Here is a 26,448-nt window from a genome sequence, read left to right on the forward strand (position 1 = left end):
TCTCTTAGTTCACGCCGCTTTTGGTTCCAAAAACTTTGACGACGGACAGCTGAACCTAGGCCGCCTTGCCTCTTTGGGGCTTTATAGCGGAAGTGTGCGGGGAATGCACTCTTTTCCACACAGTTTTCCACAGGATCATAGCTCGGTGATTCAAAAGAGTGACACCAGTATTCCGCTCGTACGGCGCCAAGAACAAAAAGATAGGAGCGGTTAAGCAGGCATCACTTAGAGAGATCAGTCTCTGTTCCGGCCTGAGAATGGATTTTCCACAATCCCCAGGCTGCCACGTGGTGCATCACGCCAACTTCACCGTTCACGATCGCTTGGTCGATTTGAGCAGGACTCAGCGCTTCGTAGGCAAAGTCTTCCAGATCGCCGGGATTGGGTTCGGTGATGCGCTCACACACGGGCGCGGTAAAATAATGGCCCTGACACACACGTTGATTGCCATGATCGACAAACGAGCCCAGATGGATGAGTTTTTCGGCCTTCAGTCCGGTTTCTTCCAACAGCTCGCGCTGTGCCGCAGTGGCCGGATCTTCCCCGGGATCGACGTGACCGGCGGGAAATCCCAAAACCTCGCGCGCCGGTCCATGTTTGTACTGGCGGATCATCTCGACACGGCCGTCCGCAAGAAACGGAATGACCAGTGCGAAGTCCATCAGGTGCACTTTGTAAAAGTCGTCGATGACCTGCCCCGGGCGAACCTCAACCTGTTCCTGCCGAACATCCACAAAGGGAGGTCGTTTGAGCAGGCTTTGAGACGAAAGGGTTTTCCAGAACATGCTGAGTACCTTTTACCAAACAGACTAGAGGCCGTTGCCGTCAGCCTTCGATGCGCGAGAAACCGGTTCGCCCAATGCTTTCGTATGCTTCAAAGCCAGCTCGCTTGGCATCGCGGACGGAATAGATGTTGCGCAGATCTGCAAGCCGTGGTGTCGCCATTTTGCGGGCCACTTTTTTGAGGTCCAAGGCGCGGAATTCATTCCATTCCGTCAGGATCACCAAAACATCGGCGTTTTGCGCCGCTTTGTAGGCGTCTTCGACCCAGCTTACGCCGGGCAGAAGCGCCTCGCCTTCATGGCGTCCTTGTGGGTCGGTCACGCGCACTTTGGCGCCGCCGCCCACCAGAGCCGGAATGATCGCCAGGCTTGGGGCATCACGCATGTCATCGGTGTTGGGCTTGAAGGTCACGCCAAGCACACCAACGGTCTTGCCATTAAAGCTCCCGCCGCACAGATCGAGCAGTTTGTCGACCATGCGGCGCTTGATCTCTTCATTGACCTGAATCACCGTTTCCGTGATCTGCATCGGCACCGCGTTGTCCTGACCGATGCGGGCCAAAGCTTTGGTATCTTTGGGGAAACAGGAGCCGCCATAGCCGGGCCCCGCATGCAGGAACTTGTTGCCAATGCGGCCGTCCATACCCATGCCTTTGGACACTTGTTTGACATCTGCGCCAACACGCTCACACAGGGCGGCAATTTCATTGATGAAGGTGATCTTGGTCGCCAAGAAGGCGTTGGCGGCGTATTTGATCATCTCCGCGCTTTCCAGATCGGTTGTGACAATCGGGAAGTCACGCAAGTACAGAGGGCGGTAGATGTCATTCATCACTTCGCCGGCGCGCTCGTTATGCACCCCAATCACCACGCGATCCGGCTTCATGAAGTCTTCGATGGCCGCGCCTTCGCGCAGAAACTCCGGGTTGCTGGCCACATCAAAATCCAGATCGGGATTGGCTTTGCGCACCACCTGTTTGACCTGACGGTTGGTGCCGACGGGGACGGTGGATTTGGTCACAATCACCACATAGTCCTTGGCGGTGCGGGCAATCTCTTCGGCAGCCGCCATGACGTAAGACAGGTCAGCGTGCCCATCTCCACGCCGGGTGGGAGTGCCAACCGCAATGAACACGGCTTGCGCACCGTCCATGGCTTTTTCGAGATCCAAAGTGAAACTGAGCCGGCCAGCTTCGACGTTTTTTGCCATCAAGGCATCGAGGCCGGGTTCGTAGATCGGAACTTCGCCGCGTTCGAGCATTTCGATTTTTGATGGGTCTTTGTCGACGCAAACAACTTCATGTCCGAAGTCAGAGAAGCACACCCCGGAAACCAAACCGACGTAGCCCGTACCGATCATTGCTATTTTCATGTGTGCCACCCTTATTTTGGTTCTGCTCGTATTGGTCTTTTAATGGGCGCGGCAGAGAGGCCTGTCAACGTAGCAACAGACATTGCATGAGTTACATATCCGGAAAGTATCCTTCGATCTCGGCCAAGCGCAGCAGGGAGGTGCGGTCAAATAATAAACCAGCGGCGTCAGAGCCGCTGGCTGTTCGTTTCAAAGCCGTCCATCAGGGGTCAGACTATGTCAATCATGCTCGCATCAAATTGGCCTGCCCAACCAGTGATCCTAATGATATCGGATCCGAAGGTCAGTACAAAATCTAGGCCAACATCGGCGCCAAAATTGTTTATCACGTCCGTCTCGGTCAAGACTGGCCCATTTCCTGATGGTGCCCAAAGCAGATCGTCAAGTTGAAGAATATCGCTCTCCGTGGAACTGAAATTATTCACTGTATTACTGGCACCAACGCCGGTCGAGAAGACAAAAATATCGGCACCAAGGCCACCATCACCGATGTCATTCCCTGCGCCAAAATCCAGCACATCATCGCCGCCGCCGCCCAGCAGTGTGTCGTTACCGGAACCACCCAGAAGCGTGTCTGAGCCAGTGTTACCATTGAGCAAGTCAGCGTCATTGCCACCGCTCAAGGTATCGTTTCCGCTGCCACCGCTAAGAGTGTCGCCATTATCTCCGCCAAGCAAGTTGTCATCGCCGGTACCGCCGTTGAGCCTGTCAGACCCAGCATTGCCGTAGACAACGTCATTGCCATCATCGCCGCTCATCGTGTCGTTTCCACTACCCCCGTAGAGGGTGTCGTCACTGCCGCCACCGAACAGTTTGTCGTTGCCATCGCCACCAAAGACGGTGTCAGAGCCAGTATTACCGTTGACTAGATCATCACCATCGCCGCCGTTCAACGTATCTCGACCGCCGCCGCCAAAAACATTGTCAGAGCCGCCGCCGCCAAAGAGTTTGTCGTTGCCTGCCCCGCCAAACAAAGTGTCTGAGCCAGAATTGCCATCCAGAGAGTCATTGCCGTTGCCGCCAATGAGAGTGTCCAACCCTGAGCCACCGAACAAACTGTCGTTGTGGTTGCCGCCAATCAAAACGTCGTTGCCTGCACCCCCTCTCGCGAGATCGGCACCATTGCCAGCGTTGACCCAATCATTACCACCGTTTGTGTTGATCACGTTGCCAACGCCATTTCCGGTTATCCGATCGTTGCCAGCTCCTGTGTTCACATTTTCGATCACCGTGCCTAAAGCGATGCCTAGGTTTCCGATCAAACCTCCGACATCAGAGAATTCACCACCATTCATATTGATCCGAGCGTTCTGGCTATAGAACTTTAAGTCCATCAAATCAGTGCCGTTGCTGTCAAAGATTGTCATAGCAACTGGGCCATTTGAGGTGATAACCCCGTTAAAGAAATCGCCAAGATATCCGATAAGATTTGAACCCGGCCCCCAAACAGTATTTCCATACGTTCCGCCACTTGGTCCAGCCGCGCCATACAGATCCTGAATTGCCACGATGTCCACCATCATCGCACTGATGATGTTGGCATAACTTGCATTGGTACCAAGACTATCAGCCTGATCGAAATACGACATAATGGACATTTGCCAGCTGTCGTTGCCGAAGTCCTCATCGATCCCGTATTCAGCGGAACCGTTGTATCCGCCTTGATGGCCAAGCCCCAAAGCGTGACCGATTTCATGGATATAGGTCTGGAAGGAATAGCTGTTTAGGGACGTGCCGTATGTCGACAGCCAATCCGTTGACACATTGACGGTAGAAGACAAGATTTCGCCAGAGGAAACGGTAGAACTGGACCAAGCCCCCGCATCTGTGTCCTGAAAATTGATATCCGCAACGGTTAAGACTTCTTGAAAGACGATGTCCGCGACCATTTCCCAAGCCTCAAACGCCCAACGAGCCAGTATCTGACCTTCCGCACTCAAACCATTGATATTAACGGTGATCATATTGCTGACCGAGGTGTCAAACGACCGCGCTGTTGAGCCATTGCCAGTCCAATACCCAGTGGTGAGGAAATCCGCCATGTCCTGGATCGACCCATCCGCGATTGGAGTAAATGTATTGACGCTCAAATCGTAGTTAGAAGCCACCGCGTTAAAACCGTTTACGGCAAAATAGTAGGTGCCTGTGTACGTGGCCTCGAAGGTCAAAAAGGAGTTGTAGTTACCGCCATTAAAATCAATATCGTCGTTGAACTCGATGGTATTGCCGCTGGCATCCAGAACCCAGATCCGTGGATCGTCACCCGTCACGGACACCTGGTAAAAATCACCTTCGTTCAGGGTGATCGCAACAAAATCTACGTCTGTGGTATCGATGGTCCCGCGAAATGTATCTCCAACCGACATTGTGTAAGGCGTGCTTATATTTGCCGGTGCATCGCCTGCATCTTCAAGAACAAGGGCACCATTTGGATCGCCAACAATGGGAGTTTCTTTGGGGCCATCATCGTGACCATCGTCATGCCCCTCGTGAAAAATGGGTTCATCCATAGTCGGAATAAGTGCGTTCTGAATGAGCATTAAAAATCTCCTGTATCGTCGCGGCTGCTAAGAGGTCTGATCGATTTCTCGTTTTCAGCGGTGGTTTAAATTACTTTTCCCAAGGTGGCTGGCTCACGCGCAGCACATCCCTGGCGAATTTTTCTACGAGGCGCCCAAGCGGCGCGCCGTCTATCCCATCAACTTGCAATGACGGGCCTTTGTAGTTTTCGTTTGTCGCAGGGTTCTTCCATTTCAAAACCCCTTTGACATGATCTGGTCGAAAGGCTTCGACGACCAAAGTTGCCAGAACGCCCTGTGCGGCCCCGGTGTTGCTCTCCCCGGAGACAACAACCTTCCGTTCTGGAAATTGTTTTTCGATTTCATGGTGTAGCATGTCACATACAGCCTCAAGATCAGTCTCGCGCAGCTCATCAAGAGGCGTTTCACAGCTGAGATGGATTGGAGACAGGTTGGTTTGAGCATTACCGGTCATGGCGAGCCCCCCCAACATCATTGCACACAGAAAAAGATATGCCGCGGACTTCAACCACACAAACACACGCTCCACCCGGTTCCTCAACCGCCCGCACCAAACTCCGCGAATTCAAGCACAAACCTGACCCGGAAATAAGTCTGGGAAACCGTAAAAGTTAAGGATGCGTTAATCAAGTAGCAAGGGCCGTCAGCATGTCGCATGTGGGTTTTTCCCCATGGGCAAAACGGATTTTGAGGTCTCGGCTTACACAAAAAAGCTCCCGATAAACGGGAGCTTTCCAGACATCTCTTGCGGGTATGTTTAGCCCGGGTTGGAGCTGACGCCAACTTGCGCGGGACGCAGCAGGCGATCATGCAGCATGAAACCCTGCGCAGAAACCTGAATGATGTCCCCCGATTTGGTGTTTGGCACAGGGGCTTCAAACATGGCTTCGTGCACGTTTGGATCGAACTTGTCGCCCACTTCTGGCGAAATCACTTCGATGCCGTGTTTGGAGAAGGTTTTCAGCAGCTCGCGCATGGTGAGCTCAATGCCTTCGATCAGCGCGGCAGAGGCTTCCTTCTGCTCGTCCGTGATGGTCTCAACCGCGCGCTTCATGTTGTCAAACACGGGCAGCATGTCACGAGCCAGTTTGGAGCCGCCGTATTGCTCGGCATCCCGGCGGGCTTTGTCGCCTCGTTTGCGGGCGTTTTCCGCATCGGCCAGCGCGCGCATCCAGCGGTCTTTTAACTCGTCGCGTTCGGCACGCAGCTCATCCAGCTCAACAGCTTCATCTTCGAGTTCGTCCAAGCTGGCAGCAAATTCTTCTGCTTCAGCATCTGCGATGTCGTCCAGAAACTCGTTGTCTTTCGGCTCAGCCATAATCCACCTCTAACCGCGGTCGGTGATGAGTTTCCCGACCAGTTGTGCCGTGTAATCCACGATCGGCACGATGCGTCCATAGTTCAGGCGCTTGGGTCCAATGACCCCAACAGCACCCACGATCTTTCGATCAGCGTTCATATAGGGAGACACCACCAAAGAGGAACCCGAAAGTGAAAAAAGTTTGTTCTCAGAGCCAATAAAAATGCGCACGCCGTCGCCCTGTTCAGCCAATTCGAGAAAATCAGCAATGTCTCGTTTACGTTCGAGGTCGTCAAACAACGTGCGGATGCGTTCGAGGTCCTGTTCTTCCTCATCGGTGCCAAGCAGATTCGAGCGGCCCCGCACAATCAGGCGCTCTTGTTGACCTTCCTCATTGGCCCAAAGGGCAAGACCGTTTTCCACCAGGTCCGCAGCAAGACTGTCGATTTCCTGACGGCGCTTTGTGATCTCTTCCTGCACGGCTTTGCCCAGGTCACTCAGCGTGCGGCCTTCGGCAACGGCATTGAGAAAATTGGCTGCTTCGCGCATGGAGCTGGGAGTCTGGCCGGGCGGCGGTGTGAACAGACGGTTTTCCACATGGCCGTCAGCAAAAACCAGCACCACCAGCGCACGGTCGGCACCAAGACTGACAAACTCAATGTGTTTGATTGGAGCTTCATGTTTGGGCGCCAGGACCAGTGAGGCGCCTTGGGTCACGCCAGATAGCGCGGTTGAAACACGGTCAAGCATGTTGGAGACATCGCCATCCACGTCGCCCATGGTGGCGTCAATTTTTTTGCGGTCACCTTGATCCAGATCGCCGACCTCAAGCAGGCCATCAACAAACATACGCAGCCCTTGTTGGGTTGGGACCCGTCCAGCAGAAACGTGCGGGCTGTCCAGGAGGCCGAGAAACTCCAGGTCCTGCATCACATTTCGAATGGTGGCGGCGCTGACTTTCTCCGACAAAGTGCGGGTCAACGTGCGGCTGCCGACAGGATCGCCGGTTTCCAGGTAGCCTTCGACCACGCGGCGGAATACCTCGCGGCTGCGGTCATTCATTTCTGCGAGAATTTTGCTGCTGTCTGTCATTCGCCCGTGCCTTTGCCCTCTCAATAAAATAGCCTCAAAGGCAAAGGTCAATCGGGGTTGCGTCCAACCTTATCCCGCGGTTATCCCCAGCCCAAACCCAGAAAAGGATATTTGCCATGCGCCCTTCCGGCCGTCAGCTTAACGAAATGCGTGAAGTCTCGATTGAAACCAATGTGACCAAACACGCCGAAGGCTCCTGTTTGATCAAGATGGGCGACACCCATGTGCTGTGTACAGCATCCCTGGAAGCGCGTGTGCCGCCGTTTATCAAGGGTTCCGGTCTGGGTTGGGTGACCGCAGAGTATGGCATGCTGCCACGTTCCACCTCCTCCCGTATGCGCCGCGAGGCGTCCGCCGGTAAGCAGGGTGGTCGCACCGTTGAAATTCAGCGTTTGATTGGCCGCTCCCTGCGCGCCGGTGTCGACCGTGTTGCTTTGGGCGAGCGCCAGATCACCGTGGACTGTGATGTGATCCAAGCCGATGGCGGCACGCGCTGTGCCTCCATCACCGGTGGCTGGGTGGCGCTGCGTTTGGCGGTGAACAAGCTAATGAAAGCCGGGGATGTGATGACCGACCCGCTGATTTCCCCAGTGGCCGCCGTGTCTTGCGGCATCTACGCCGGTCAACCCGTGCTCGATCTGGATTACCCTGAAGACAGCGAAGCGGGTGTGGACGGCAACTTCATCATGCTCGCCAACGGCCAGATGATTGAAACTCAGATGTCGGCCGAAGGCGCCACTTACTCCCGCGCGCAGATGAACGAACTGCTGGATCTGGCGGAAAAAGGTGTGGCGGAACTGGTCTCAGCACAACAGGCAGCCAGCGCATGACCCGCAAATTTGAGGGCGACCAGCTTTTGGTCGCCACCCACAACGCCGGCAAATTGGCTGAGATCACAGAGATCCTCGCGCCTCACGGCGTTTCGGTTGTTGGCGCGGGCGACATGGATTTGCCGGAGCCCGAAGAAACCGAAGACACTTTTGTAGGCAACGCCCGCATCAAGGCCCATGCGGCAGCCAAGGCAACCGGCCTCCCTGCCCTTTCTGACGACAGCGGCATCACCATCGACGCGCTGGACGGCGCGCCGGGGGTTTACACTGCGGATTGGGCGGAAACCGCCAATGGCCGCGACTTCATGAAAGCCATGACCCGCGCCAATGACGAAATCACTGCCAAAGGGCCAGATGCGCCACGTTCCGCGCAGTTCCGCTGCACATTGGTTTTGGCCTGGCCTGATGGACATGACGAGGTGTTTGAGGGCGTGATGGCGGGCGATCTGGTCTGGCCTATTCGCGGCGAAGGCGGGTTTGGCTATGATCCGATGTTCATGCCAGACGGTTACGGCGTGACCTGCGCTGAGATGCCGAAAGAGGAAAAGAACCAGATCAGCCACCGTGGACGGGCGCTCAAAGCCTTTGTGGAAGGCTGTTTTGGCTGAGGATTGGCAAAACGGGGGCTTTGGCCTGTATATTCATTGGCCATTTTGTCAGGCCAAATGCCCCTATTGCGATTTCAACAGCCATGTCAGTCGCGAAATCGATCAATCCCGCTGGCTTAGAGCCTATTTGAGCGAGTTGGATCGGGTTGCAAAGCAGACCTCTGGGCGGGTTTTGAACACGGTTTTTTTTGGCGGCGGCACGCCCAGTTTGATGGATCCAGACGTGGTTGCCGCAATTCTGGCGCGAGTGCGCCAGCTGTGGCCCACATCAAACGACATGGAAATCACCCTTGAAGCGAACCCCGGATCGGTGGAGGCCGGCCGTTTTGCGGCCTATCGCGATGGCGGCGTGAACCGGATTTCTATGGGTATTCAGGCGCTGAACGATCATGATTTGAGACGTTTGGGCCGAATTCACTCAGTTGATGAAGCCAAACAGGCCTTTGACATTGCGCGAAAAACCTTTGAACGGGTGAGTTTTGATCTGATCTATGCGCGTCAAAATCAAACACTTGAAGACTGGATGTCCGAGTTGCGCGAAGCCCTCTCGATGGCAATTGACCACCTGTCTCTCTATCAACTTACAGTTGAACAAGGCACCGCCTTTGGCGACCGGTACAACCGAGGGAAACTGCGGGGGTTGCCCGAAGACGATCTCGCTGCAGATATGTATGAAGTGACACAAGACATCTGTGCCGACGCCGGTATGTTGCCTTATGAAGTGTCAAATTACGCTGCAATAGGCTCTGAATCACGACACAATCAGATTTATTGGCGCTATGGCGACTATGCGGGAATTGGGCCCGGCGCCCATGCGAGGCTGACGCTCAATGGTCAACGCCACGCGATTGAAACCTGGCGCAATCCAAACAAATGGTTGGAAGAAGCCGAGGCCGGAAATGGCGAGAACTTGAAAGAGGCGGTCGCTCTGGTGGATCAAGTCGCCGAGTTTCTGATGATGGGTTTGCGCCTTTCAGATGGAGTCGACTTGCGCAGATACGAAGCTCTGGCGGGTCAACCTCTAGAGGGACCACGTGTCGCAGAGTTGCAGGCCTTAGGTATGATTGAACTCAACGATCATCACCTTAAGGTGTTGCCACAGGGACGTATGGTCCTGAACGCTGTTTTGGCGGAACTCCTGGTGGAATAAATGCGCATTATTTGGCTGATTTGTGGATTGAGCTGTGTGGCCTTGGCCTTGATTGGCGTGGTGTTGCCGCTCCTGCCAACAGTGCCGTTTCTGCTTCTGGCCGCCTTTTGCTTTGCACGTTCCTCAGAACGGCTTCACGATTGGCTTTTGGCGCACAAGACTTTTGGTCCGATGATTGAAGACTGGAACAGCAACGGTGCGATCCGCCCTTCGGCAAAAAGGGCAGCAACACTGTCCATTGCAGTTGTATTTGGAATTTCTCTGGTTGTTGGCGTCAAAACCACCGTTTTGCTCATTCAAATGGTGGTTTTGAGCGCGGTACTTTTTTTCATCTGGACTCGGCCTAATTCGTAGCCGTCAAAATCCGACACAACTCATCCAACTCATCAAGCGTTTGATAAGTAATGGTAATTTTTCCATGCTCGCCGCCGGAAACGTGATCCACTGCAACTTTCATGCCCAAATTAGCCGAAAGATCGCCCTCTAGCGCGACTGTGTCGGCGTCCTTATGGGTCTTTGGTCGAGATTTTTTATTTTGCTCGACGAGAGAGCCTGTTTTTTTCGCCAGTTTTTCGGTCTGACGCACCGACAAACCATCCTTCACCACTTTGCGGGCCAACTCGGATGCGTTGTCGGTGGTGACCAGAGCGCGGGCATGACCAGCCGATAGCTGGCCCTCGCGCAACATAACCTGCACGTCATCCGGCAGATTTAGCAGACGCATCAGGTTGGCAATGTGGCTCCGACTTTTGCCGAGCGCTTCCGAAACCTTTTCCTGCGTATGACCAAACTTCTGCATCAGTTGACGATAGCCCATCGCCTCTTCCACAGGGTTTAGATCGGCGCGTTGGATGTTTTCAATAATCGCGATTTCGAGCACTTCGGTGTCGTCGTAGTCACGCACGATGATGGGCAGCTCATGTAGCTGCGCCATTTGAGAGGCGCGCCACCGACGCTCGCCCGCGACAATTTCATACCGATCGCCAGATTTTTTCCGCACGATCAGCGGCTGAATCACACCTTTCTCACGGATCGAGTTGGACAGATCTTCCAGTTGTTCCGGCGTAAAATCGCGTCGTGGCTGATCCGGATTGGGCTCAATGCGTTCGATTGGCACCACAAGATCCGCGCGACGAGGCGCAGATCCGGTTTCCTGACGTGAGGTGTCTTCGGTCACATCTGCCATCAAGGCGCTCAAACCGCGGCCAAGACCGCGTTGTTTTTTCTTATCGGCCATGCTGGCTCTCCTTTACGCGGCGACTTGGAAGTTCTTGGCGAGCAGTTCTTTGGCCAACGCGCGATAAGCCTCGGCCCCCTTGGAGGTTGGATCGTAATCCAGGACCGGCTGCGCAAACGATGGCGCCTCAGACACGCGCACATTGCGCGGGATTTTGGTTTCGAACACCAACTCACCCAGGTTGTCGCGCGCATCCTGCTCAACCTGTTGGGACAGATTATTGCGCGCATCAAACATGGTTAATACAATGCCTTCGATCCGCAGTCCTGCATTGGCAGTTTGGCGGACTTCGCGCACAGTCAACATGAGCTGGGACAGGCCTTCCAACGCAAAAAACTCGCTTTGCAGCGGGATCAAAACGGAGTTGGCCGCGATCATCGCGTTGACAGTCAGAAGGTTTAGAGAAGGTGGACAATCAATCAGGATGTAGTCCAGATCATATTTGTCCATAGCGGTCTGGCGCAGCGCGTCGTGCAAAAGAAAGCTGCGCTTTTCGTTGGACATCAACTCAATATCCGCTGAACTCAGGTCCACTGTTGCTGGTACAATCGACATAGTGCCAGATTCTGTGGTCTGGATTACCTCGTCCAGTTCCACATCTCCGGTCAAAAGATCGTAGGTGGTGTGTGTGCGATCCTCGACCTCAACCCCCAAGCCGGTAGACGCGTTCCCCTGAGGGTCCAAATCGACAAGAAGAACCTTACACCCCTCTTCAACCAAAGCTGCAGCAAGGTTGATAGCGGTTGTTGTTTTGCCCACACCACCTTTTTGGTTGGCCACTGCGATGATTTTAGGCCCTTTAGGGCGTGTGGGATCCGACACGTTTGAGCTCTCCAATCTTAAGAATGACCGCTTCTGGGTCCGTGATACTTTTTACCACTTCGCAATCAAATAACCACGATTCCTGCGCGGATTTGAGCTCTTTTTGCCAACGTGCGCCTTTTGGGAACACTGCGGTTCCGGATGCCGTCAAATGACGCTCCGCGAATTCGCACAGCAAAGACAAGTCCGCAAGGGCGCGGGCCGACAAAACATCCGCATTCTGAGGCGCAGCTTTCTCGATGCGGTCTGTAGTAACAGTTCCAGAAACACCGGTTTCGCGCAAAACCGTGCGCAGAAAGGCGCATTTGCGCTGGTCACTTTCAATCAGCGTCACTTTTTTTGGCGCTTCGGGTTCCGCTGCCATCAAAGCAATGACAAGACCAGGAAAGCCGCCTCCACTGCCTATGTCCACCCAATGAGCGGCTTTAGATGGCCCGCTGCGCAGAACTTGCACGGAATCCAGAATGTGGCGTGTCCAAAGATCGTCGATTGTAGATTTGGAGACCAAGTTGATACGCGGATTCCACTTCACCAGAAGATCCGCGAGTGTTTCAAGTCGGGTCAATGTTTCACGTGAAACATTCAGTTTGGTTTGGATGTGATCTGGACAGGACATTACGCAGATTTTGCCTTCTTGGCTTGGCGCAGTTTGGCGAGCAGCAAGGTCAGTGCGGCTGGAGTCATGCCATCAATACGACCGGCCTGCCCCAAATTCGAGGGACGTACGGCGTTTAACTTCGCCTTCAACTCGTTGCTGAGACCTTCAATCACGTCAAAATCAAAGTCGGACGGAATGATCTGCGTTTCATCCCGGCGCATCGCTTCGACATCCCGCTTTTGGCGCTCAATGTAGTTGGCATAAAGCGCATCCCGATCAAGCTGATCTTGGATCTCGGGCTCAATTTGGCCAAAGCGCTCATCCAGGGCTGTCAGTTCAGAAAAACCAACTTCAGGGAAGGCCAAGACTTGAAACGCGGTACGGCGATTTCCATCCTGGTTCACTGCAATCCCGGCAGCGTTGATTTCTTTTGGTGTGTAGCCTTTTTCTTCCAGAAGAGATTTCCCCGATGCAAGCTTCTCTGCCTTCTTTCCAAAGGCAGCCTTACGTGCCTCACCGATCAATCCCAATTTTTCGCCAATGGGTGTAAGGCGTTGATCCGCATTGTCAGCCCGCAGAGACAGACGGAACTCCGCGCGCGAGGTGAACATACGATACGGTTCCGTCACACCTCGAGTGATCAGATCATCTACCATTACGCCGATATAGCTATCCGACCGGCTGAAGTGATGTGGCTCTTTGCCTTGCGCGGAAAGTGCGGCGTTGAGACCGGCAACAAGGCCTTGGGCGGCGGCTTCCTCATAACCAGTGGTGCCATTGATCTGCCCCGCCAAGTAGAGACCAGGCACGCCCTTCACCGCAAGTGCGGCATCCAGCGCCCGCGGATCGACATAGTCATATTCAATGGCATATCCGGGCTGCAGAATCTCCACATCCTCAAGGCCAAAGATCGAGCGCACATAGGCTTCTTGCACATCCACCGGCAGAGAGGTGGAAATGCCGTTTGGGTAGACGGTGTCGTCGTCCAATCCTTCTGGCTCCAAGAAGACCTGATGGGAATCTTTATCCGCAAAGCGCACAATCTTGTCTTCGATAGAGGGGCAATAGCGTGGCCCTACCCCCTCAATATGGCCGCCATACATGGCGGAGCGATCCAAGTTGTCGCGTATGATATCATGTGTTTTGGCGTTGGTATGGGTGATACCGCAGGCGATCTGACGGGCGGAAGGCTTCTTGTTCAAGAAAGAGAACATCACCGGGTCTTCATCGCCAGGCTGGCTGTCGAGCAGATCCCACTTGATGGTCTTGCCATTTAGCCGAGGCGGTGTACCGGTTTTCAGCCGCCCCAGAGGCAGCGCGAAACTGTCGATACGTTCGGCAAGTTTGACCGAGGCGTTGTCGCCCATCCGACCTCCCGAATGAGAGACATCGCCAATGTGGATGACACCGCGCAGGAATGTGCCTGTTGTGAGAACAACCGCGTGCGCAGCGATCTCTGATCCATCGGAAAGCACGACACCCCGCACCGCTCGGCCGTCCATGCGGAAATCAATCGCTTCGCCTTCAATTACGGTCAGGTTTCGAGTAATCTCAATCTCCGACAACATTTCTGTCCGGTAGATTTTCCGGTCAGATTGCGCGCGGGGACCTTGGACTGCAGGGCCTTTACGACGGTTGAGCAGACGAAACTGAATACCTGCCTTGTCGGCGATACGCCCCATGACACCATCAAGCGCGTCAACCTCTCGCACGAGGTGCCCTTTGCCAAGCCCCCCAATTGCGGGATTGCAGGACATGACGCCTATGCCGGACTTTTTCAAAGTCACGAGTGCGGTTGATGCGCCCATGCGCGCGGAGGCCGCCGCGGCGTCTGCACCAGCGTGGCCGCCCCCAACAACAATGACGTCAAAATGTTTCACGTGAAACACTCCTCAAATTTGAATCATTTTCCGATGCAAAAACTCGAAAAGATCTCGTCCAGTAAGTTCTCTACATCGACATGACCAACGATGGAATCAAGGGCACGAATCGCGGTACGCAGCTCTTCCGCGCCGATATCATAGTGATCCGGACCCAAAGCGAGAACGGCCCGAGCGGCATCCAAGGATTCAGACGCACGCTTCATCGCGATACGGTGACGTTCGCGCGTCGCGACGCCAGACCGCCCCGCCTGTTCCAAAAGCTTCTCCGTAATTTCAGCAACAAGCTCAGAAACGCCAAACCCGGTTTTTCCGGAAATCGCGTTCTGTGGGTCAGAGAGCGTATCCGCTTTGGCTGCGCGGATCACATCGTTTGGAAGCGGGGCGAAGTCTGGCACTTCGCCTTCCGACTTAAGGAAAACCCTTAGATCAGCAGCCTCTGCCCGGTCGCGGGCGCGTTGGATGCCAATACCTTCTACATGATCGTCGGTTTCGCGCAGGCCGGCGGTGTCCAGTAAAGTCACCGGAAGACCGTTGAGTTCCATGCGCACTTCGATCACATCGCGTGTAGTGCCCGCATATTCAGAGGTGATCGCGGCCTCGCGACCAGCAAGCGCATTTAGCAAGGTGGATTTGCCAACATTGGGCGCGCCAAGAATGGCAACTTCAAAGCCGGTGCGGATACGTTCGGCCGTATCGACGCCCGCGATTTCCTTATCGAGTTCTGTACGAACGCCAGAGAGAAGTTCTGTGACTTCCGGGGTCACATCAACAGGCACATCTTCGTCCGCAAAGTCGATGGTAGCTTCGATCAAAGCGGCGGCGCGGATTAGATCCGTGCGCCATTTTCCGGCGAGATTTCCGAGGTCACCGGAAAGAACGCGCAAAGCCTGACGACGTTGAGCTTCGGTTTCCGCGTCTATCAGATCGGCGAGACCTTCGACCTGCGCAAGATCAAGGCAGCCGTTTTCCAAAGCGCGGCGCGTGAACTCCCCCGCTTCGGCCAAACGCAAGCCGTCCATCTCGGACAATTCTCGGAGCACTGCATTCACCACGGCGGTGGAGCCGTGCAGGTGCAATTCGAGGACTTCTTCGCCGGTGAAGCTAGCGTTCTCTTCGAAATACAAAACCAAGGCCTGATCCAGACGGCGGCCTTCGCTGTCTTTCAGCAGTTTCAGTGCTGCATAGCGCGGCGCGGGCAAATCGCCAAAGAGCGCCCTTCCCGTCTCCGCCACCCGCGTACCGGACACACGAACGACAGCGACCCCCGCTTTACCGGGGGCCGTTGCAAGAGCGAAAATTGTGTCAGCCACATAGGCCATCACAGCATCCTTAGGTGTTCATCGAGTCAAAGAACTCGCCATTGGTTTTGGTTTGCTTGAGTTTGCCAAGCAGGAACTCGACCGCATCGGTGGTGCCCATCGGGTTGAGGATGCGGCGCAGCACAAAGGTTTTCGCAAGATCGCCTTTGTCGACCAAAAGGTCCTCTTTCCGGGTGCCCGATTTGAGAATGTCGATCGCCGGGAAGACACGTTTGTCTGCCACTTTACGATCCAGCACGATCTCAGAGTTACCGGTGCCTTTGAATTCTTCGAAGATCACCTCGTCCATGCGCGAACCGGTGTCGATCAGCGCGGTGGAGATGATGGTGAGCGAGCCACCTTCTTCGATGTTACGGGCCGCACCAAAGAAACGTTTGGGGCGTTGCAATGCGTTGGCGTCCACACCACCGGTCAGAACTTTACCGGAAGATGGCACCACGGTGTTGAAGGCACGACCAAGTCTTGTGATTGAGTCTAGAAGGATAACAACATCTCGTTTGTGTTCCACCAGACGTTTGGCTTTCTCGATCACCATTTCAGAGACGGCCACGTGGCGTGTGGCCGGTTCGTCAAAGGTGGAGGAAATCACCTCACCTTTCACGGAGCGCTGCATGTCGGTCACCTCTTCCGGGCGTTCATCGATCAGCAAAACGATAAGGTAGCACTCCGGATGGTTCGCCTCGATACTATGCGCGATGTTTTGCAGCAGCACGGTTTTACCGGTGCGTGGCGGCGCAACAATCAAGGAACGCTGGCCTTTACCAATCGGCGCGACAAGGTCGATCACGCGGGCGGAACGGTCTTTGATGGTGGGATCTTCGATCTCCATCTTCAAACGCTCATCCGGGTAGAGCGGTGTGAGGTTGTCAAAGGCGATTTTGTGCTTGGCCTTCTCAGGCGCCTCAAAGTTGATCTGAGACACGCCTGTGAGAGCAAAGTAGCGCTCGTTGTCCCCTGGAGCCGTCATAACGCCGTTCACGGTGTCACCGGTGCGCAGAGAGTACTTACGGATCATCTCCGGGGAGACGTAGATGTCATCGGGACCCGGCAGGTAGTTGGCCTCTGGCGAGCGCAGGAAGCCAAAGCCGTCCTGGAGCACCTCAAGCACACCATCGCCAGAGATTTCCCATCCATCATCTGCGCGTTCCCGCAGAATTTGGAACATCATCTCGCCTTTGCGCATTGTGGAGGCGTTTTCGATCTCCAACTCTTCGGCCATTGCCAAGAGATCTTTCGGGCTTTTGGCTTTCAACGTGCCAAGAGCAAGCTTTTCTTGTGTCATGAAAATATCCTGTGATGCCCAGGTGAAAGGCAGTTCATGTACTCTGTATTTGGAAGACACTTAGCCCGGACGGGCCAGTTGGCGGCTTTTCTAAGCTACTTTCTTTGCCTGAGTCAAACGATTCAGAATTTCACCACAACCGAGACCACGATCAGAACCATCAAAACCGTCGGAACTTCGTTCATCATGCGGTACTGTCGACCGGTGAGCGTGTTTTCATCCCGACCAAATTTCTTGCGCATGATCATCAGCCAATGATCAAACACGGTCATAGAGATGACGCCGAACGCTTTCGTATACGGCCAGATCGCAGACCAATCGACAATGCCAGGAGTAAAGACAAGCGTGAGGCCTGCGGCCCAGGCAACAACGCTTGCAGGCGCCATGATATAGCGCTGAAGCTTGTATTCCATGATCTTCAGGGTTTCATCAAGTTGATCCCCCTTCTCTGCCCGCTCTGCGTGATACACAAACAAACGGGGAAGGTAGAAAATACCTGCCATCCAGCTGATCACTGCGATGATGTGAAGCGAGAGTACGTATGGGTAAATGTCGACGAGAAAGTAACTCATGCCGGTTTGTTCCTGAACGAAGCCCGACCCTCTCTATAATAAATAAATATATATAGAAAAGGATGATGATTAAGTAGGAACGCCCAATCCTGTGGATTATCAATTTCCCCTATGACTTACCCACATCTGAACTCTTTGCTCTGATCTGTATCAACATCTGGTGAGAAAGTTAAAAGGTCTTAATGATTTCAGCGCTTTGAAAGAAATATGACAGGGGCGTGACTGTGGATAAGCGGGTGGAGAAACAGGTATGCGGGTGATTCTTCCCACAGGCAAAGTTTTCCCCGTCCACCGTGCAGAAAATCGGGGGATTTCCGTGAGACGGCGGGGAGTTTCCCCAGCTTGCAAAACCCCACAGAAATTTCCAGAAAGGACTCTCAAGAAGTTCCTTCCCTTCTCCACGGATTTATCCACATGACCGCACCCCTGATCCTTGCTTCGGGCTCTGAGATACGGGCTCAGCTCCTATCTAAAGCCAATGTTGGTTACGAAACCGTTAAGCCGCGCGTAGATGAAGAGATGATCAAGCGATCTTTGCAGGTGGAGGGGGCCACGCCGCGGGATGTGGCGGACGCGTTGGCGGAGTCCAAAGCGCGGAAAGTCAGTTTGAAGCGGCCAGAGGCGTTGGTTTTGGGCTGTGATCAGGTGCTGGATTTTCAGGGTACGATTTTTTCAAAGCCCGCCAGTGTGGATGATGCACGCAATCAGTTGCTTTTACTACGTGGGCAGCGCCACATGCTGCTTTCCGCCGCGGTGATCTATCAGAATGGCGAGCCGCTTTGGCGCCATGTGGGTGTTGTACGGCTGTTCATGCGGCAATTCAGCAACGACTTTCTTGAGGGCTACCTGGATCGCAACTTTGACAGCATCCGTTATTCGGTTGGCGGTTATAAGTTGGAAGAAGAAGGCGTGCGGCTGTTTGATAAGATCGATGGGGATTATTTTACCGTCCTTGGTATGCCGCTTGTAGAAATTCTGTCGTTTCTGACGACACGGGGAGAACTGCCACAATGACATTGCCGTCCATTCCTTTGGCGGGTGTGATCGGGAACCCGATTGCGCACTCAAAATCACCGGTCCTGCATGGGCATTGGCTGAAGACGTATGATATTGCCGGCCATTATGTACCGCTGGAGGTCGAGGCGGATGCTCTGGGCGATGTTTTGAAAGCCATGCCAAAGATGGGGTTTGTCGGTTGCAACGTGACGATCCCGCATAAAGAGCGGGTGATGCAATTTGTGGATCAGATCACGGATCGCGCAACGCTGATAGGGGCGGTGAACACGCTGATCTTTCTCAACGACGGAAGTATTCTGGGCGACAATACCGATGGCTATGGGTTTATTGAAAACCTGCGCCAAGGGGCGCCGGAGTGGGATGCCTCGGCGGGGCCAGCGGTTGTGCTGGGCGCGGGGGGTGCCGCGCGGGCGGTTGTGGCGTCTTTGCTCGATGCCGGTGCGCCAGAGATTTTACTGACCAACCGGACGCGCGTGCGGGCCGACAAGTTGCGTGAAGACTTTGGTGCGCGGGTGAAGGTCGTTGAGTGGGTGCAGGCGGGCAATATTCTGGAAGAAGGTGCCACGCTGGTGAACACCACGTCTCTGGGCATGACAGGCAAATCAGAGTTGCGCGTGCCGATGGATGGGCTGCGCAAAGAAACCGTGGTGACCGATCTGGTGTATACGCCGTTGACCACAAACTTCCTGCGCACAGCCAATGAGATTGGCTGTGTGACCGTGGATGGATTGGGCATGTTGCTGCATCAAGCGGTTCCCGGTTTTGAACGCTGGTTTGGTCGTCGTCCCGTTGTGGATGATGAAACACGGCGCGTGGTTTTGGGATGAGCTTTAAGCTTGGTCTGACAGGGTCGATTGGCATGGGCAAATCGACCACGGCGCAGATGTTTGTCGATCTCGGCTGCGCGCTTTGGGATGCGGATGCGGCGGTGCATCGGCTTTATGATGTAGGCGGCGCGGCGGTTGCGCCGATGCAGATAAAGTTTCCGGAAGCTGTGGTTGTAGGCGCTGTGTCACGTGACAAGCTCAAAGAGGTGATTGGACGCGATCCTTCTGCGCTCAAAATGATTGAAGACATTGTGCACCCTTTAGTGGCGCAAGACCGCGCCGCCTTCATCGCCTCGGCCAAAGCGGACATTCTGGTGTTTGACATTCCGTTGCTGTTTGAAACCGGCGGAAATGAGGCAATGGATGCGGTTGTATGTGTCTCTATTCCAGCGGAACTGCAGCGAGATCGGGTTTTGGCACGAGGCACGATGAGCGAGGTTCAGTTTGAGCAAATCCGCGCCAAACAGATGCCAAATGAGGAAAAAGTGGCCCGCTCGGACTATGTTGTGACCACGGACACGCTTGACCATGCGCGCCAGCAGGTGGAGAAGATTGTGACCACCATCAGGGGACACATTGCCAATGCGTGAAATCGTACTCGATACTGAAACCACTGGGTTTGATCCGTTCTCCGGCGACCGGATTGTCGAGATTGGGGCATTGGAATTGTACAACCACTTGCCTACTGGCGAGACGTTTCACGTCTATATCAACCCGATGCGGAACATGCCGGAAGAGGCTTTTGGCGTGCATGGGATTGGGCCGGATTTGCTCGACGTGCCACGGGATGCGCAGCCGGGTGAGGTGACGCTGAAGGACAAGAAGGTCTTTGAGGCGCACGGACAAGCGTTTCTGGATTTCATCGGCAATGACAGCAAACTGGTCATTCATAACGCCAAATTTGACATGAAGTTCCTGAATGCGGAGCTGAGCTGGATGAACCTGCCGGAGATCCCGATGGATCGGGCGGTGGATACGCTGGCCATGGCGCGCAACAAGTTCCCGGGATCGCCCGCCACTTTGGACGCTCTGTGCCGTCGCTATGGCATCGACAACTCTTCGCGGGCATTGCACGGCGCGTTGTTGGACTCCGAAATTCTGGCGGAAGTCTATCTGGAGCTGATTGGTGGCCGGCAGCCTGATTTGGTTCTGGCCTCTGGCGGTGGTGGTAAGACCAAATCAGTGCAGGTGGATGATTGGCGGCCAACAAAACGCGCAACGCCCCTACCCTCGCGTCTGACCGAAGAAGAGGCGACAGCGCATAAAGAGTTTGTCGAAAAGATGGGCGACAACGCCCTTTGGACCAAACTGGGATAATCCACAAAAAAGGCGCCGCCCGCGAAGGCAGCGCCTGAACTCTTAAAAGCGGATCGTTTAGTTGGCGATAGGCTGCTCTGCGGCCTGCTGCTCTTGCGCCCGGCGTTGCAGTTCGGAGCGATACAGAGCCACAAAGTCGATGGTTTCCAGGTTCAGTGGCGGGAAGCCACCGTCGCGGGTTACGTCAGATACGATGCGGCGTACAAATGGGAACAACATGCGTGGGCATTCGATCAGCAGGAATGGGTGCAGCTGGTCTTCTGGCACACCTTCCACGTGGAACACACCAGCGTAGTCCAGTTCCAGAATGAACATTTCAGCGCCGTCTTCTTTGTTCTTGGCGGTGATGTTCAGCTTCATGGCCACTTCGAACTGATGGTCCGCGGTGCGCTTTTTCGCATCAAGGTTCACCTGAACCTGAACGTCAGGCTGCGGGTTACCGGCAGAACCTTTCTGAGCCAGGATGTTTTCGAACGACATGTCGCGCACGAACTGGGTCAATACGTTCATTTTCAGCTGCGGCGCTTGTGCTGCACCGTTTTCGTTTTCCGCCATGGGAAGTCTCCAAAAGAATTCGTTTGCCCTGCTTTATCAGGTCAAATTACGGGGCTCAATGTTTAGTCCAACCGGATGGTTTATGCGTAGGTTTTTTGACGCTGTCCACCTGTGGATGCGGGCTTTCTGGAGCGGGATCTACTTCGGAGAATTCACCGTCAATCACATCAGAGCGTGCTGGACGGTGGCCTTGATTTGCGGGACCTGAATGAAAAGAGGCAGAGTGTGTGCTGCCCATGGTAAAGCTCTGAACGCGCACGCGTTTTCGGGCAAATTCAAACATGATTTTGCGGAAGGCTGGAGTCAGGAGGGCAAATCCAACGGCGTCTGTGAAGAAACCTGGCGTCAACAGCAAAACACCAGCGATCAGGATCATGGCGCCGTGGGCCAAAGGCTCGGTTGGATCGTTGAGTTCATTGAAGGATTGCTGCACGTTTACGATGGCGGCAAGCCCCTGAGAACGCACCAGATGTGTGCCAAGAATGGCCGTCAGCAGGACAATCGCCAAGGTCGGCCACAGGCCAATGGCGCCGCCAACGCTGATGAACAGGGCGATTTCGATCATCGGGATCGCGATAAAGGCCAACAAGAGCCACATCTTAGCTTTACTCCATTGCTACATTTGGCGAGGTGGACTTGACCCCGCCCGTGACTTACATAAGTGCGAGAGAACAGTGTTTCCATGCCCAACATGAGGTTTAAATGAACTCCTCCCTAATTCAACTTCTGGTTCTTGCCGGTATTGCCGTGTTTCTGATCTTGCGTTTGCGCAGTGTTTTGGGGACTCGAGAGGGCTATGAAGAGCCACGTCAGGAAGGTGCTTCTCAGGCCCGTCGCAAGGGGCCGGACCTTGAGGTGATCGAAGGTGGACCGGATCAGGACATTTTGGACCACGCCGAAGAGGGCAGCGTGAATGCGCTGGCATTGGCGAAGATGAAGTCGATGGAGCCGCAGTTTGGCGTGAACGACTTCCTGGGCGGTGCGCGTGGGGCCTATGAGATGATTTTGATGGCCTTTGAGAAAGGTGATCTGGCGAGCATCCAGCCGTTCCTTGGCGAGGAAGTTTACGAGAGCTTTGCGCATGTGGTGGAGATGCGCGCGGACAAAGGTCTGACCGTGGAAAGCGAATTTGTTGGGGTGCGTGAAATGGTGCTGCAGGCGGCGCATTTTGACGAGACCACCAAAGAAGGCGAAATCACTGTGCGCTATGTGGGTGAGTTGACCCATGTTGTGCGGGACAATTCCGGTGAGATTGTTGAGGGCAGCGAAAGCCAGATTAAGCGGCAGAAGGACGTTTGGACCTTTGCCCGCGTGATGGGATCGGACGATCCAAACTGGCAGCTTGTTGCCACGGGCGAATGATCCGGGCGTTTCGGGCGGCTTTGGCCGCGGTCTTTGTGATGGCCGGAGGGGTAGCCATGTCCGAAACACATATGAAAATCCTGTCGTTTGACGACCTGGACGGGTGGGCCGCGGATGATCACGAGGCCGCCCGTCAAGTTTTTCTGAACACCTGTGCAGACTTTGACGCGCCGGATTGGCAGACTTTATGCGCGGCGGCGACGGGTATTGAAGATGCGCGCAAATTCTTTGAGCTTCTGTTTCGGCCGGTGCTGATTGAAGAAAAAGACAAATCGGCACTGTTCACCGGTTACTTTGAGCCGGAGCTGGAAGGGTCTTTGACACCAAGCGGGCGGTATCGCTTCCCTGTCTACAAAATGCCGCGTGAGGCCAAAGGCGGCCAGTGGTTGACCAGGCGCGAGATTGAGACCAGCGGCGCGCTTCAAGGGCGCGGGTTGGAGATTGCTTGGGTGGATGACAGCGTGGAGCTGTTTTTTCTGCAAATTCAAGGCTCGGGGCGCATTCGCCTGCCCAATGGGTCCTACATTCGTGTCGGCTACGGTGGCGCCAATGGCCACAAGTACCGCTCTATTGGCGCGGAGTTGGTGCGGCGCGGTGTGTATAATGCGCATCAGGTGAGCGCGCAGGTTATCAAGAATTGGGTGAAACGCAATCCGGTGGATGGGGCGGAACTGCTGCGCCACAACGACAGCTTTGTGTTCTTCCGCGAAGTGAACCGCGTGCCAGCGCACAAGGGCCCGTTGGGGGCGATGAACCGCTCGATCACGGCGATGCGGTCGGTAGCGGTGGACCCGAAGTTTACGCCTTTGGGCGCGCCGGTTTGGGTGGAAAAAGATGGTGCGGGACCGCTGCGGCGGTTGATGATCGCCCAGGATACCGGATCGGCCATCAAAGGTGCGCAGCGGGCCGATATCTTTTTTGGCACTGGGGATGAGGCCGGTAAGGCGGCGGGAACGCTCAAAGATCCGGGTCGCATGGTAGTGCTTTTGCCCATTCAGCGGGCCTATGCGATGTTGCCGGAGTCGGTGCTGTGACACGGCGGAAACTGAGTGAAGAAGAAGTCACCCTCTGGCGGAAGGTGGCAGATACTGCTGAGCGGTTGCATCCCGGCACAAGCGCGCATGAGTTGCCAAAACCCAAGCCAAAACCGATCAAGAAGCCAAGGCCACATCTTTCCCCTGCTCTGCCGGATTTCGAAGTTGGCTCAAAAGCCAATGCCAGCCCCTCGATGCATGATTTGATGGGATCGGTCTCCGAACGTGTGGCACGGCAGCCCGTGCAGATGGATAAGAAAGCCTTTGGCCGCATGAAGCGCGGGAAGCTGGTGCCTGAAGGCAAGATCGACCTACATGGTATGACGGCAGATCAGGCACATGGAGCGCTGACCGGCTTCATTATGCGCTCTCATGGGGAGGGCAAGCGGCTGGTTCTGGTGATCACAGGCAAGGGCAAAACCAAACGGGACGAAGGGCCGATCCCAACCCGGCGTGGGGTGCTCAAACATCAAGTGCCACAGTGGTTTGCATTGCGGCCAATGAAGCAGTGCATTTTGCAGGTGGCGGAGGCGCATATCCGGCATGGCGGTACCGGGGCGTATTACGTCTATCTACGCCGCCGTTGAGTTTCGAGCGCGCTCGAAAGGCACCACCATCACAGCGCTGGCGACAGCGAAGCAGATCGCAAAGCCTTGCAGTTGCGATTGGTAGTTGATGCCTTGATCAATCATCCAACCGGACAGACCCGGACCCAAAGCAGACCCCAACACGCCAAAGGCGGCAACGGTTGCTTTGATGGCGCCCAGATGCTGAGTTCCAAAAAACTCTGACCAGACTGACGCGGGCAAGGTGGCCATGCCGCCGCCCGCCATGCCCATGAGGATGACGCCCACAGCGACCCAGCTGACCGATGGCGCCCAAGCGTGGATGGTGAAGGCGGCGACCAGTGGCAAGAGGTAAAACGGCATAAGACGCGCAGCTCCAAGTTTGTCGATCAACCAGCCATAAACGATTGTGGATATGCCAAAGGAAAGCGTTCCCAACGGAAACACCGCCACCAAAGACAAGTGCGACCAGCCTTTGATTTCCGCAAAATAGGCTTGCTGAAAGAAGAACACCGTGGCGAAGGCGGGGAAGGCCATCATGGCGGGAATGGCAGAGAGAAATACAGGGTGGCGGACGGCTTCCCAGCGGGTCCAGTTGCGTCCATCCATGCCAAGTGCCTTTTCGTCTTTGGCAAGGCTTTGCGGTTCACGCTCTTGCCGCAGCAACAAAAACACCACTGGCGCCATGGCAAGACAAAGAAGGCCTGCTGCGAACCATATCCACTGCCAGTGAAATTGCGTTTTGAGGCTTACAGCCGTGATTGGCATGACGGCTTCGGCGCACATGAACCCCATGGTGGCAAAAGCCAGTGCGCGTCCACGCGAAGCGGCAAACCATCGTGCCATGGCCACGCCCGCGGTGTGGGTCAACATGCCCTGTCCTGTCAGGCGCAGCGCAACGATCACAAAAGGCAGAAGCCAGACCGAAGATAGCTGAGATAGCGCGATGCACGCAGACGCCAGCAAGAGCAGCATGAGTGGGCCAAGAATACGGACACGGATGTGGTCAGCGGGTGTCCCTGCCCAGAGCATGATGACCGCCGAGGTGCCGGTGCCTAACATGTAGATGGCACCCCAAGCCCCGTGGGTGAGATCAAAATGCATCCGAATGTCGGCAGCAAAGGTACCAATAAAGAAAGTTTGTCCGAAGCAGGACATAAACATCAGCATCGCGCCGGGCAGCAAGTAGCGGCCGTTTTGTTTGACGAAGGCCGTCGTGGAAATCATGTGCCGCCACCAGGCCCAGCAACCTGAATGGCAATCGCCTCATTGGACACGCGCACCCGCTCTGCCTGACGTAGCAGGAAATTCGGGTCGTCTGGTGCCAGCAGTTCATCAAAGGTGCGCGCGTCACGAAGCAAGGCGATCAGTGCCGGGCTTTCGGCAAAGGTCATGTGGTTGCTGCTGCCATCTGCAAAGCTGGATACGTCAAACACGATCACAGGGAGGTCTGCCAAAACGTCGGGGTTGGAAAGTTGTCCGAGCCTTTGAGATGAGCGGTTGATGCGGCTGGAAAGGCGCAGGGCGCTGTCTTCGGTTGAGGTCAAAATTACTGTGGAACCCGGCAAGGCGTCAAAGGGCTCCAAATTGCGCAGAAACAAATCCACCGGCATGTCTGGGGAAATCAGGGCCAAGGCGTCAATGTTGAGCGCAGTCCAACCAGGCTCTTTTTGTTCGATCTGGCGCAGGGTTTCGGTGATTAAAAACGTGCCCAGGGAATGGCCAACCAGCAGCAGGCGATCTGATCTTGATTTGGCGAGTTCACGTAGGGTGCGTTCCAGATCATCGCGCGAATACAGTGCGCTTTCACGATCATGCGCGTAACCAAGCGGACTGCCAGCGCTGGCCCAGGCGAAGTTCACCACGGTGCCGGGTAGATTAAAATCGTTCTGCAACTGAGCGATGCGGAATAAGCTGTCCTGATAGGTGTTGTAGAACCCGTGCACAAAGACGGTGACCTCCCGATTGCGGCGAGGATTGCCCGCGAGGCTGGCGGAGACTTTCCTGGCGAGGTCCGGAAGCGTGGCAATGGGGGTCTCTTTGGCAATCACAAAGTGTTTTTCCGGGTCGGGGTTGGCCTTGAATGTGGGGGCTTCGCCTGATGTGTGGGACGGCGGGATAGAGACGGTTGTGTCCAGAAAGGTCAATTCGTCATTGCGGGATGTTGCGAGATAGCCCTCGGCGTTGCGTTGGCGGTTGGTCACCACAAAGATCTGGCGTGTGTTGGGTGCGTTGAGCGCCTCTGGTTGGATGGGCGCGGTGATGCGATCTGCGCAAGCAGACAGTATCAAGCAGGTGGCAATGAGGATGAGGGTACGCACGAAAAATCCCGGCAAAACTGGTTTGCCGGGACTATGCAAGTGAATGCGCGGAGCTGCTAGGG

The 26,448-nt window shown here is 55.0% G+C and carries 29 protein-coding genes; 12 read left to right on the forward strand and 17 right to left on the reverse strand.

The window, feature by feature from the left end:
- A partial coding sequence (locus MK208_RS06825) for a hypothetical protein (protein WP_294115253.1) occupies positions 1-214 on the forward strand: 214 nt, incomplete at its 5' end.
- Between the two features lie 7 nt (positions 215-221).
- Here MK208_RS06825 and MK208_RS06830 read toward each other — a convergent pair.
- The 6 genes from MK208_RS06830 to hrcA form a co-directional block, all read right to left on the reverse strand.
- Positions 222-785: an NUDIX hydrolase gene (locus MK208_RS06830; protein ID WP_294115255.1), complete on the reverse strand. Its 564-nt coding sequence runs from the start codon at positions 783-785 to the stop codon at positions 222-224.
- A gap of 40 nt (positions 786-825) precedes the next feature.
- Positions 826-2,154 carry a UDP-glucose/GDP-mannose dehydrogenase family protein gene (locus MK208_RS06835; protein ID WP_294115257.1) on the reverse strand — a complete coding sequence of 443 codons (1,329 nt, stop codon included), beginning with the start codon at positions 2,152-2,154 and terminating at the stop codon, positions 826-828.
- A 209-nt stretch (positions 2,155-2,363) separates the two neighbouring features.
- Positions 2,364-4,694, reverse strand: a complete 2,331-nt coding sequence (locus tag MK208_RS06840) for a M10 family metallopeptidase C-terminal domain-containing protein (RefSeq protein WP_294115259.1) — start codon at positions 4,692-4,694, stop codon at positions 2,364-2,366.
- A 70-nt stretch (positions 4,695-4,764) separates the two neighbouring features.
- The gene (locus MK208_RS06845; RefSeq protein ID WP_294115261.1) at positions 4,765-5,148 is read right to left on the reverse strand and encodes a hypothetical protein; all 384 of its coding nucleotides are present in this window, start codon (positions 5,146-5,148) and stop codon (positions 4,765-4,767) included.
- 303 nt (positions 5,149-5,451) lie between these two features.
- Positions 5,452-6,012, reverse strand: coding sequence for a nucleotide exchange factor GrpE (locus MK208_RS06850; protein ID WP_294115263.1), 561 nt, complete (start codon positions 6,010-6,012; stop codon positions 5,452-5,454).
- A 9-nt stretch (positions 6,013-6,021) separates the two neighbouring features.
- A complete protein-coding gene (gene hrcA / locus MK208_RS06855) occupies positions 6,022-7,086 on the reverse strand; it encodes a heat-inducible transcriptional repressor HrcA (RefSeq protein WP_294115265.1) in 1,065 nt (354 codons plus the stop codon).
- 116 nt (positions 7,087-7,202) lie between these two features.
- On the opposite strand from hrcA, the gene rph reads away from it, so the two are divergent.
- Genes rph through MK208_RS06875 form a run of 4 tightly spaced genes read left to right on the forward strand, consistent with a single transcriptional unit; the run spans position 7,203 to position 10,028 of the window.
- A complete protein-coding gene (rph, locus tag MK208_RS06860; protein ID WP_294115267.1) occupies positions 7,203-7,916 on the forward strand; it encodes a ribonuclease PH in 714 nt (237 codons plus the stop codon).
- Positions 7,913-8,524, forward strand: coding sequence for an RdgB/HAM1 family non-canonical purine NTP pyrophosphatase (rdgB, locus tag MK208_RS06865; protein WP_294115268.1), 612 nt, complete (start codon positions 7,913-7,915; stop codon positions 8,522-8,524). The genes rph and rdgB overlap by 4 nt, the downstream gene beginning before the upstream one ends.
- Entirely contained in the window at positions 8,517-9,674 is a 1,158-nt protein-coding gene (gene hemW, locus MK208_RS06870; protein ID WP_294115270.1) for a radical SAM family heme chaperone HemW, read from the forward strand. The genes rdgB and hemW overlap by 8 nt, the downstream gene beginning before the upstream one ends.
- On the forward strand, positions 9,675-10,028 hold the full coding sequence (locus MK208_RS06875) for a YbaN family protein (protein ID WP_294115271.1): 354 nt from the start codon (positions 9,675-9,677) through the stop codon (positions 10,026-10,028). It abuts the gene before it with no gap.
- Here MK208_RS06875 and MK208_RS06880 read toward each other — a convergent pair.
- The 7 genes from MK208_RS06880 to MK208_RS06910 all read right to left on the reverse strand — a co-directional run bounded on the left by MK208_RS06880 (position 10,018) and on the right by MK208_RS06910 (position 17,387).
- Positions 10,018-10,911 carry a ParB/RepB/Spo0J family partition protein gene (locus MK208_RS06880; protein ID WP_294115272.1) on the reverse strand — a complete coding sequence of 298 codons (894 nt, stop codon included), beginning with the start codon at positions 10,909-10,911 and terminating at the stop codon, positions 10,018-10,020. The genes MK208_RS06875 and MK208_RS06880 overlap by 11 nt on opposite strands.
- A 12-nt stretch (positions 10,912-10,923) precedes the next feature.
- The gene (locus MK208_RS06885; RefSeq protein ID WP_294115274.1) at positions 10,924-11,733 is read right to left on the reverse strand and encodes a ParA family protein; all 810 of its coding nucleotides are present in this window, start codon (positions 11,731-11,733) and stop codon (positions 10,924-10,926) included.
- Positions 11,711-12,349, reverse strand: coding sequence for a 16S rRNA (guanine(527)-N(7))-methyltransferase RsmG (gene rsmG, locus MK208_RS06890; protein WP_294115276.1), 639 nt, complete (start codon positions 12,347-12,349; stop codon positions 11,711-11,713). Before rsmG ends, MK208_RS06885 begins: the two co-directional genes overlap by 23 nt.
- Positions 12,349-14,211 (reverse strand): tRNA uridine-5-carboxymethylaminomethyl(34) synthesis enzyme MnmG, encoded by a 1,863-nt coding sequence (gene mnmG, locus MK208_RS06895; RefSeq protein WP_294115278.1) that lies wholly within the window; start codon positions 14,209-14,211, stop codon positions 12,349-12,351. The genes rsmG and mnmG overlap by 1 nt, the downstream gene beginning before the upstream one ends.
- 23 nt (positions 14,212-14,234) lie before the next feature.
- Positions 14,235-15,533: a tRNA uridine-5-carboxymethylaminomethyl(34) synthesis GTPase MnmE gene (mnmE, locus tag MK208_RS06900; protein WP_294115280.1), complete on the reverse strand. Its 1,299-nt coding sequence runs from the start codon at positions 15,531-15,533 to the stop codon at positions 14,235-14,237.
- A 10-nt stretch (positions 15,534-15,543) separates the two neighbouring features.
- Positions 15,544-16,815, reverse strand: coding sequence for a transcription termination factor Rho (gene rho, locus MK208_RS06905; RefSeq protein WP_294115281.1), 1,272 nt, complete (start codon positions 16,813-16,815; stop codon positions 15,544-15,546).
- A 122-nt stretch (positions 16,816-16,937) separates the two neighbouring features.
- Positions 16,938-17,387 carry a CopD family protein gene (locus MK208_RS06910; protein ID WP_294115283.1) on the reverse strand — a complete coding sequence of 150 codons (450 nt, stop codon included), beginning with the start codon at positions 17,385-17,387 and terminating at the stop codon, positions 16,938-16,940.
- A gap of 414 nt (positions 17,388-17,801) precedes the next feature.
- On the opposite strand from MK208_RS06910, the gene MK208_RS06915 reads away from it, so the two are divergent.
- From MK208_RS06915 to dnaQ, 4 genes are read left to right on the forward strand one after another with little or no spacing between them, the layout of a single operon-like run.
- The gene (locus tag MK208_RS06915) at positions 17,802-18,401 is read left to right on the forward strand and encodes a Maf family protein (RefSeq protein WP_294115285.1); all 600 of its coding nucleotides are present in this window, start codon (positions 17,802-17,804) and stop codon (positions 18,399-18,401) included.
- Entirely contained in the window at positions 18,398-19,231 is an 834-nt protein-coding gene (locus MK208_RS06920; RefSeq protein ID WP_294115287.1) for a shikimate dehydrogenase, read from the forward strand. Before MK208_RS06915 ends, MK208_RS06920 begins: the two co-directional genes overlap by 4 nt.
- Complete coding sequence (gene coaE, locus MK208_RS06925; protein WP_294115289.1) at positions 19,228-19,821, forward strand: dephospho-CoA kinase; 594 nt, start codon at positions 19,228-19,230, stop codon at positions 19,819-19,821. The genes MK208_RS06920 and coaE overlap by 4 nt, the downstream gene beginning before the upstream one ends.
- Positions 19,814-20,548, forward strand: a complete 735-nt coding sequence (gene dnaQ / locus MK208_RS06930) for a DNA polymerase III subunit epsilon (protein WP_294115291.1) — start codon at positions 19,814-19,816, stop codon at positions 20,546-20,548. Before coaE ends, dnaQ begins: the two co-directional genes overlap by 8 nt.
- Before the next feature lie 57 nt (positions 20,549-20,605).
- Here the strand turns inward: dnaQ and secB are convergent, their stop codons facing one another.
- Both secB and MK208_RS06940 read right to left on the reverse strand, forming a co-directional pair.
- On the reverse strand, positions 20,606-21,103 hold the full coding sequence (gene secB / locus MK208_RS06935) for a protein-export chaperone SecB (protein ID WP_294115293.1): 498 nt from the start codon (positions 21,101-21,103) through the stop codon (positions 20,606-20,608).
- 55 nt (positions 21,104-21,158) lie between these two features.
- Positions 21,159-21,701: an FxsA family protein gene (locus tag MK208_RS06940; RefSeq protein ID WP_294115294.1), complete on the reverse strand. Its 543-nt coding sequence runs from the start codon at positions 21,699-21,701 to the stop codon at positions 21,159-21,161.
- 104 nt (positions 21,702-21,805) lie between these two features.
- On the opposite strand from MK208_RS06940, the gene MK208_RS06945 reads away from it, so the two are divergent.
- Genes MK208_RS06945 through MK208_RS06955 form a run of 3 tightly spaced genes read left to right on the forward strand, consistent with a single transcriptional unit; the run spans position 21,806 to position 24,086 of the window.
- Positions 21,806-22,465, forward strand: coding sequence for a Tim44/TimA family putative adaptor protein (locus MK208_RS06945; RefSeq protein ID WP_294115296.1), 660 nt, complete (start codon positions 21,806-21,808; stop codon positions 22,463-22,465).
- Positions 22,462-23,499 (forward strand): MltA domain-containing protein, encoded by a 1,038-nt coding sequence (locus tag MK208_RS06950; protein WP_294115299.1) that lies wholly within the window; start codon positions 22,462-22,464, stop codon positions 23,497-23,499. The genes MK208_RS06945 and MK208_RS06950 overlap by 4 nt, the downstream gene beginning before the upstream one ends.
- Complete coding sequence (locus tag MK208_RS06955) at positions 23,496-24,086, forward strand: Smr/MutS family protein (protein ID WP_294115301.1); 591 nt, start codon at positions 23,496-23,498, stop codon at positions 24,084-24,086. Before MK208_RS06950 ends, MK208_RS06955 begins: the two co-directional genes overlap by 4 nt.
- Here the strand turns inward: MK208_RS06955 and MK208_RS06960 are convergent.
- Positions 24,072-25,292, reverse strand: a complete 1,221-nt coding sequence (locus MK208_RS06960; protein ID WP_294115302.1) for an MFS transporter — start codon at positions 25,290-25,292, stop codon at positions 24,072-24,074. The genes MK208_RS06955 and MK208_RS06960 overlap by 15 nt on opposite strands.
- Positions 25,289-26,356: an alpha/beta fold hydrolase gene (locus MK208_RS06965; protein ID WP_294115304.1), complete on the reverse strand. Its 1,068-nt coding sequence runs from the start codon at positions 26,354-26,356 to the stop codon at positions 25,289-25,291. The genes MK208_RS06960 and MK208_RS06965 overlap by 4 nt, the downstream gene beginning before the upstream one ends.
- Positions 26,357-26,448 lie beyond the last annotated feature (92 nt).

The organism is Shimia sp., assembly GCF_022448905.1.
Classification (GTDB): Bacteria; Pseudomonadota; Alphaproteobacteria; order Rhodobacterales; family Rhodobacteraceae; genus Shimia.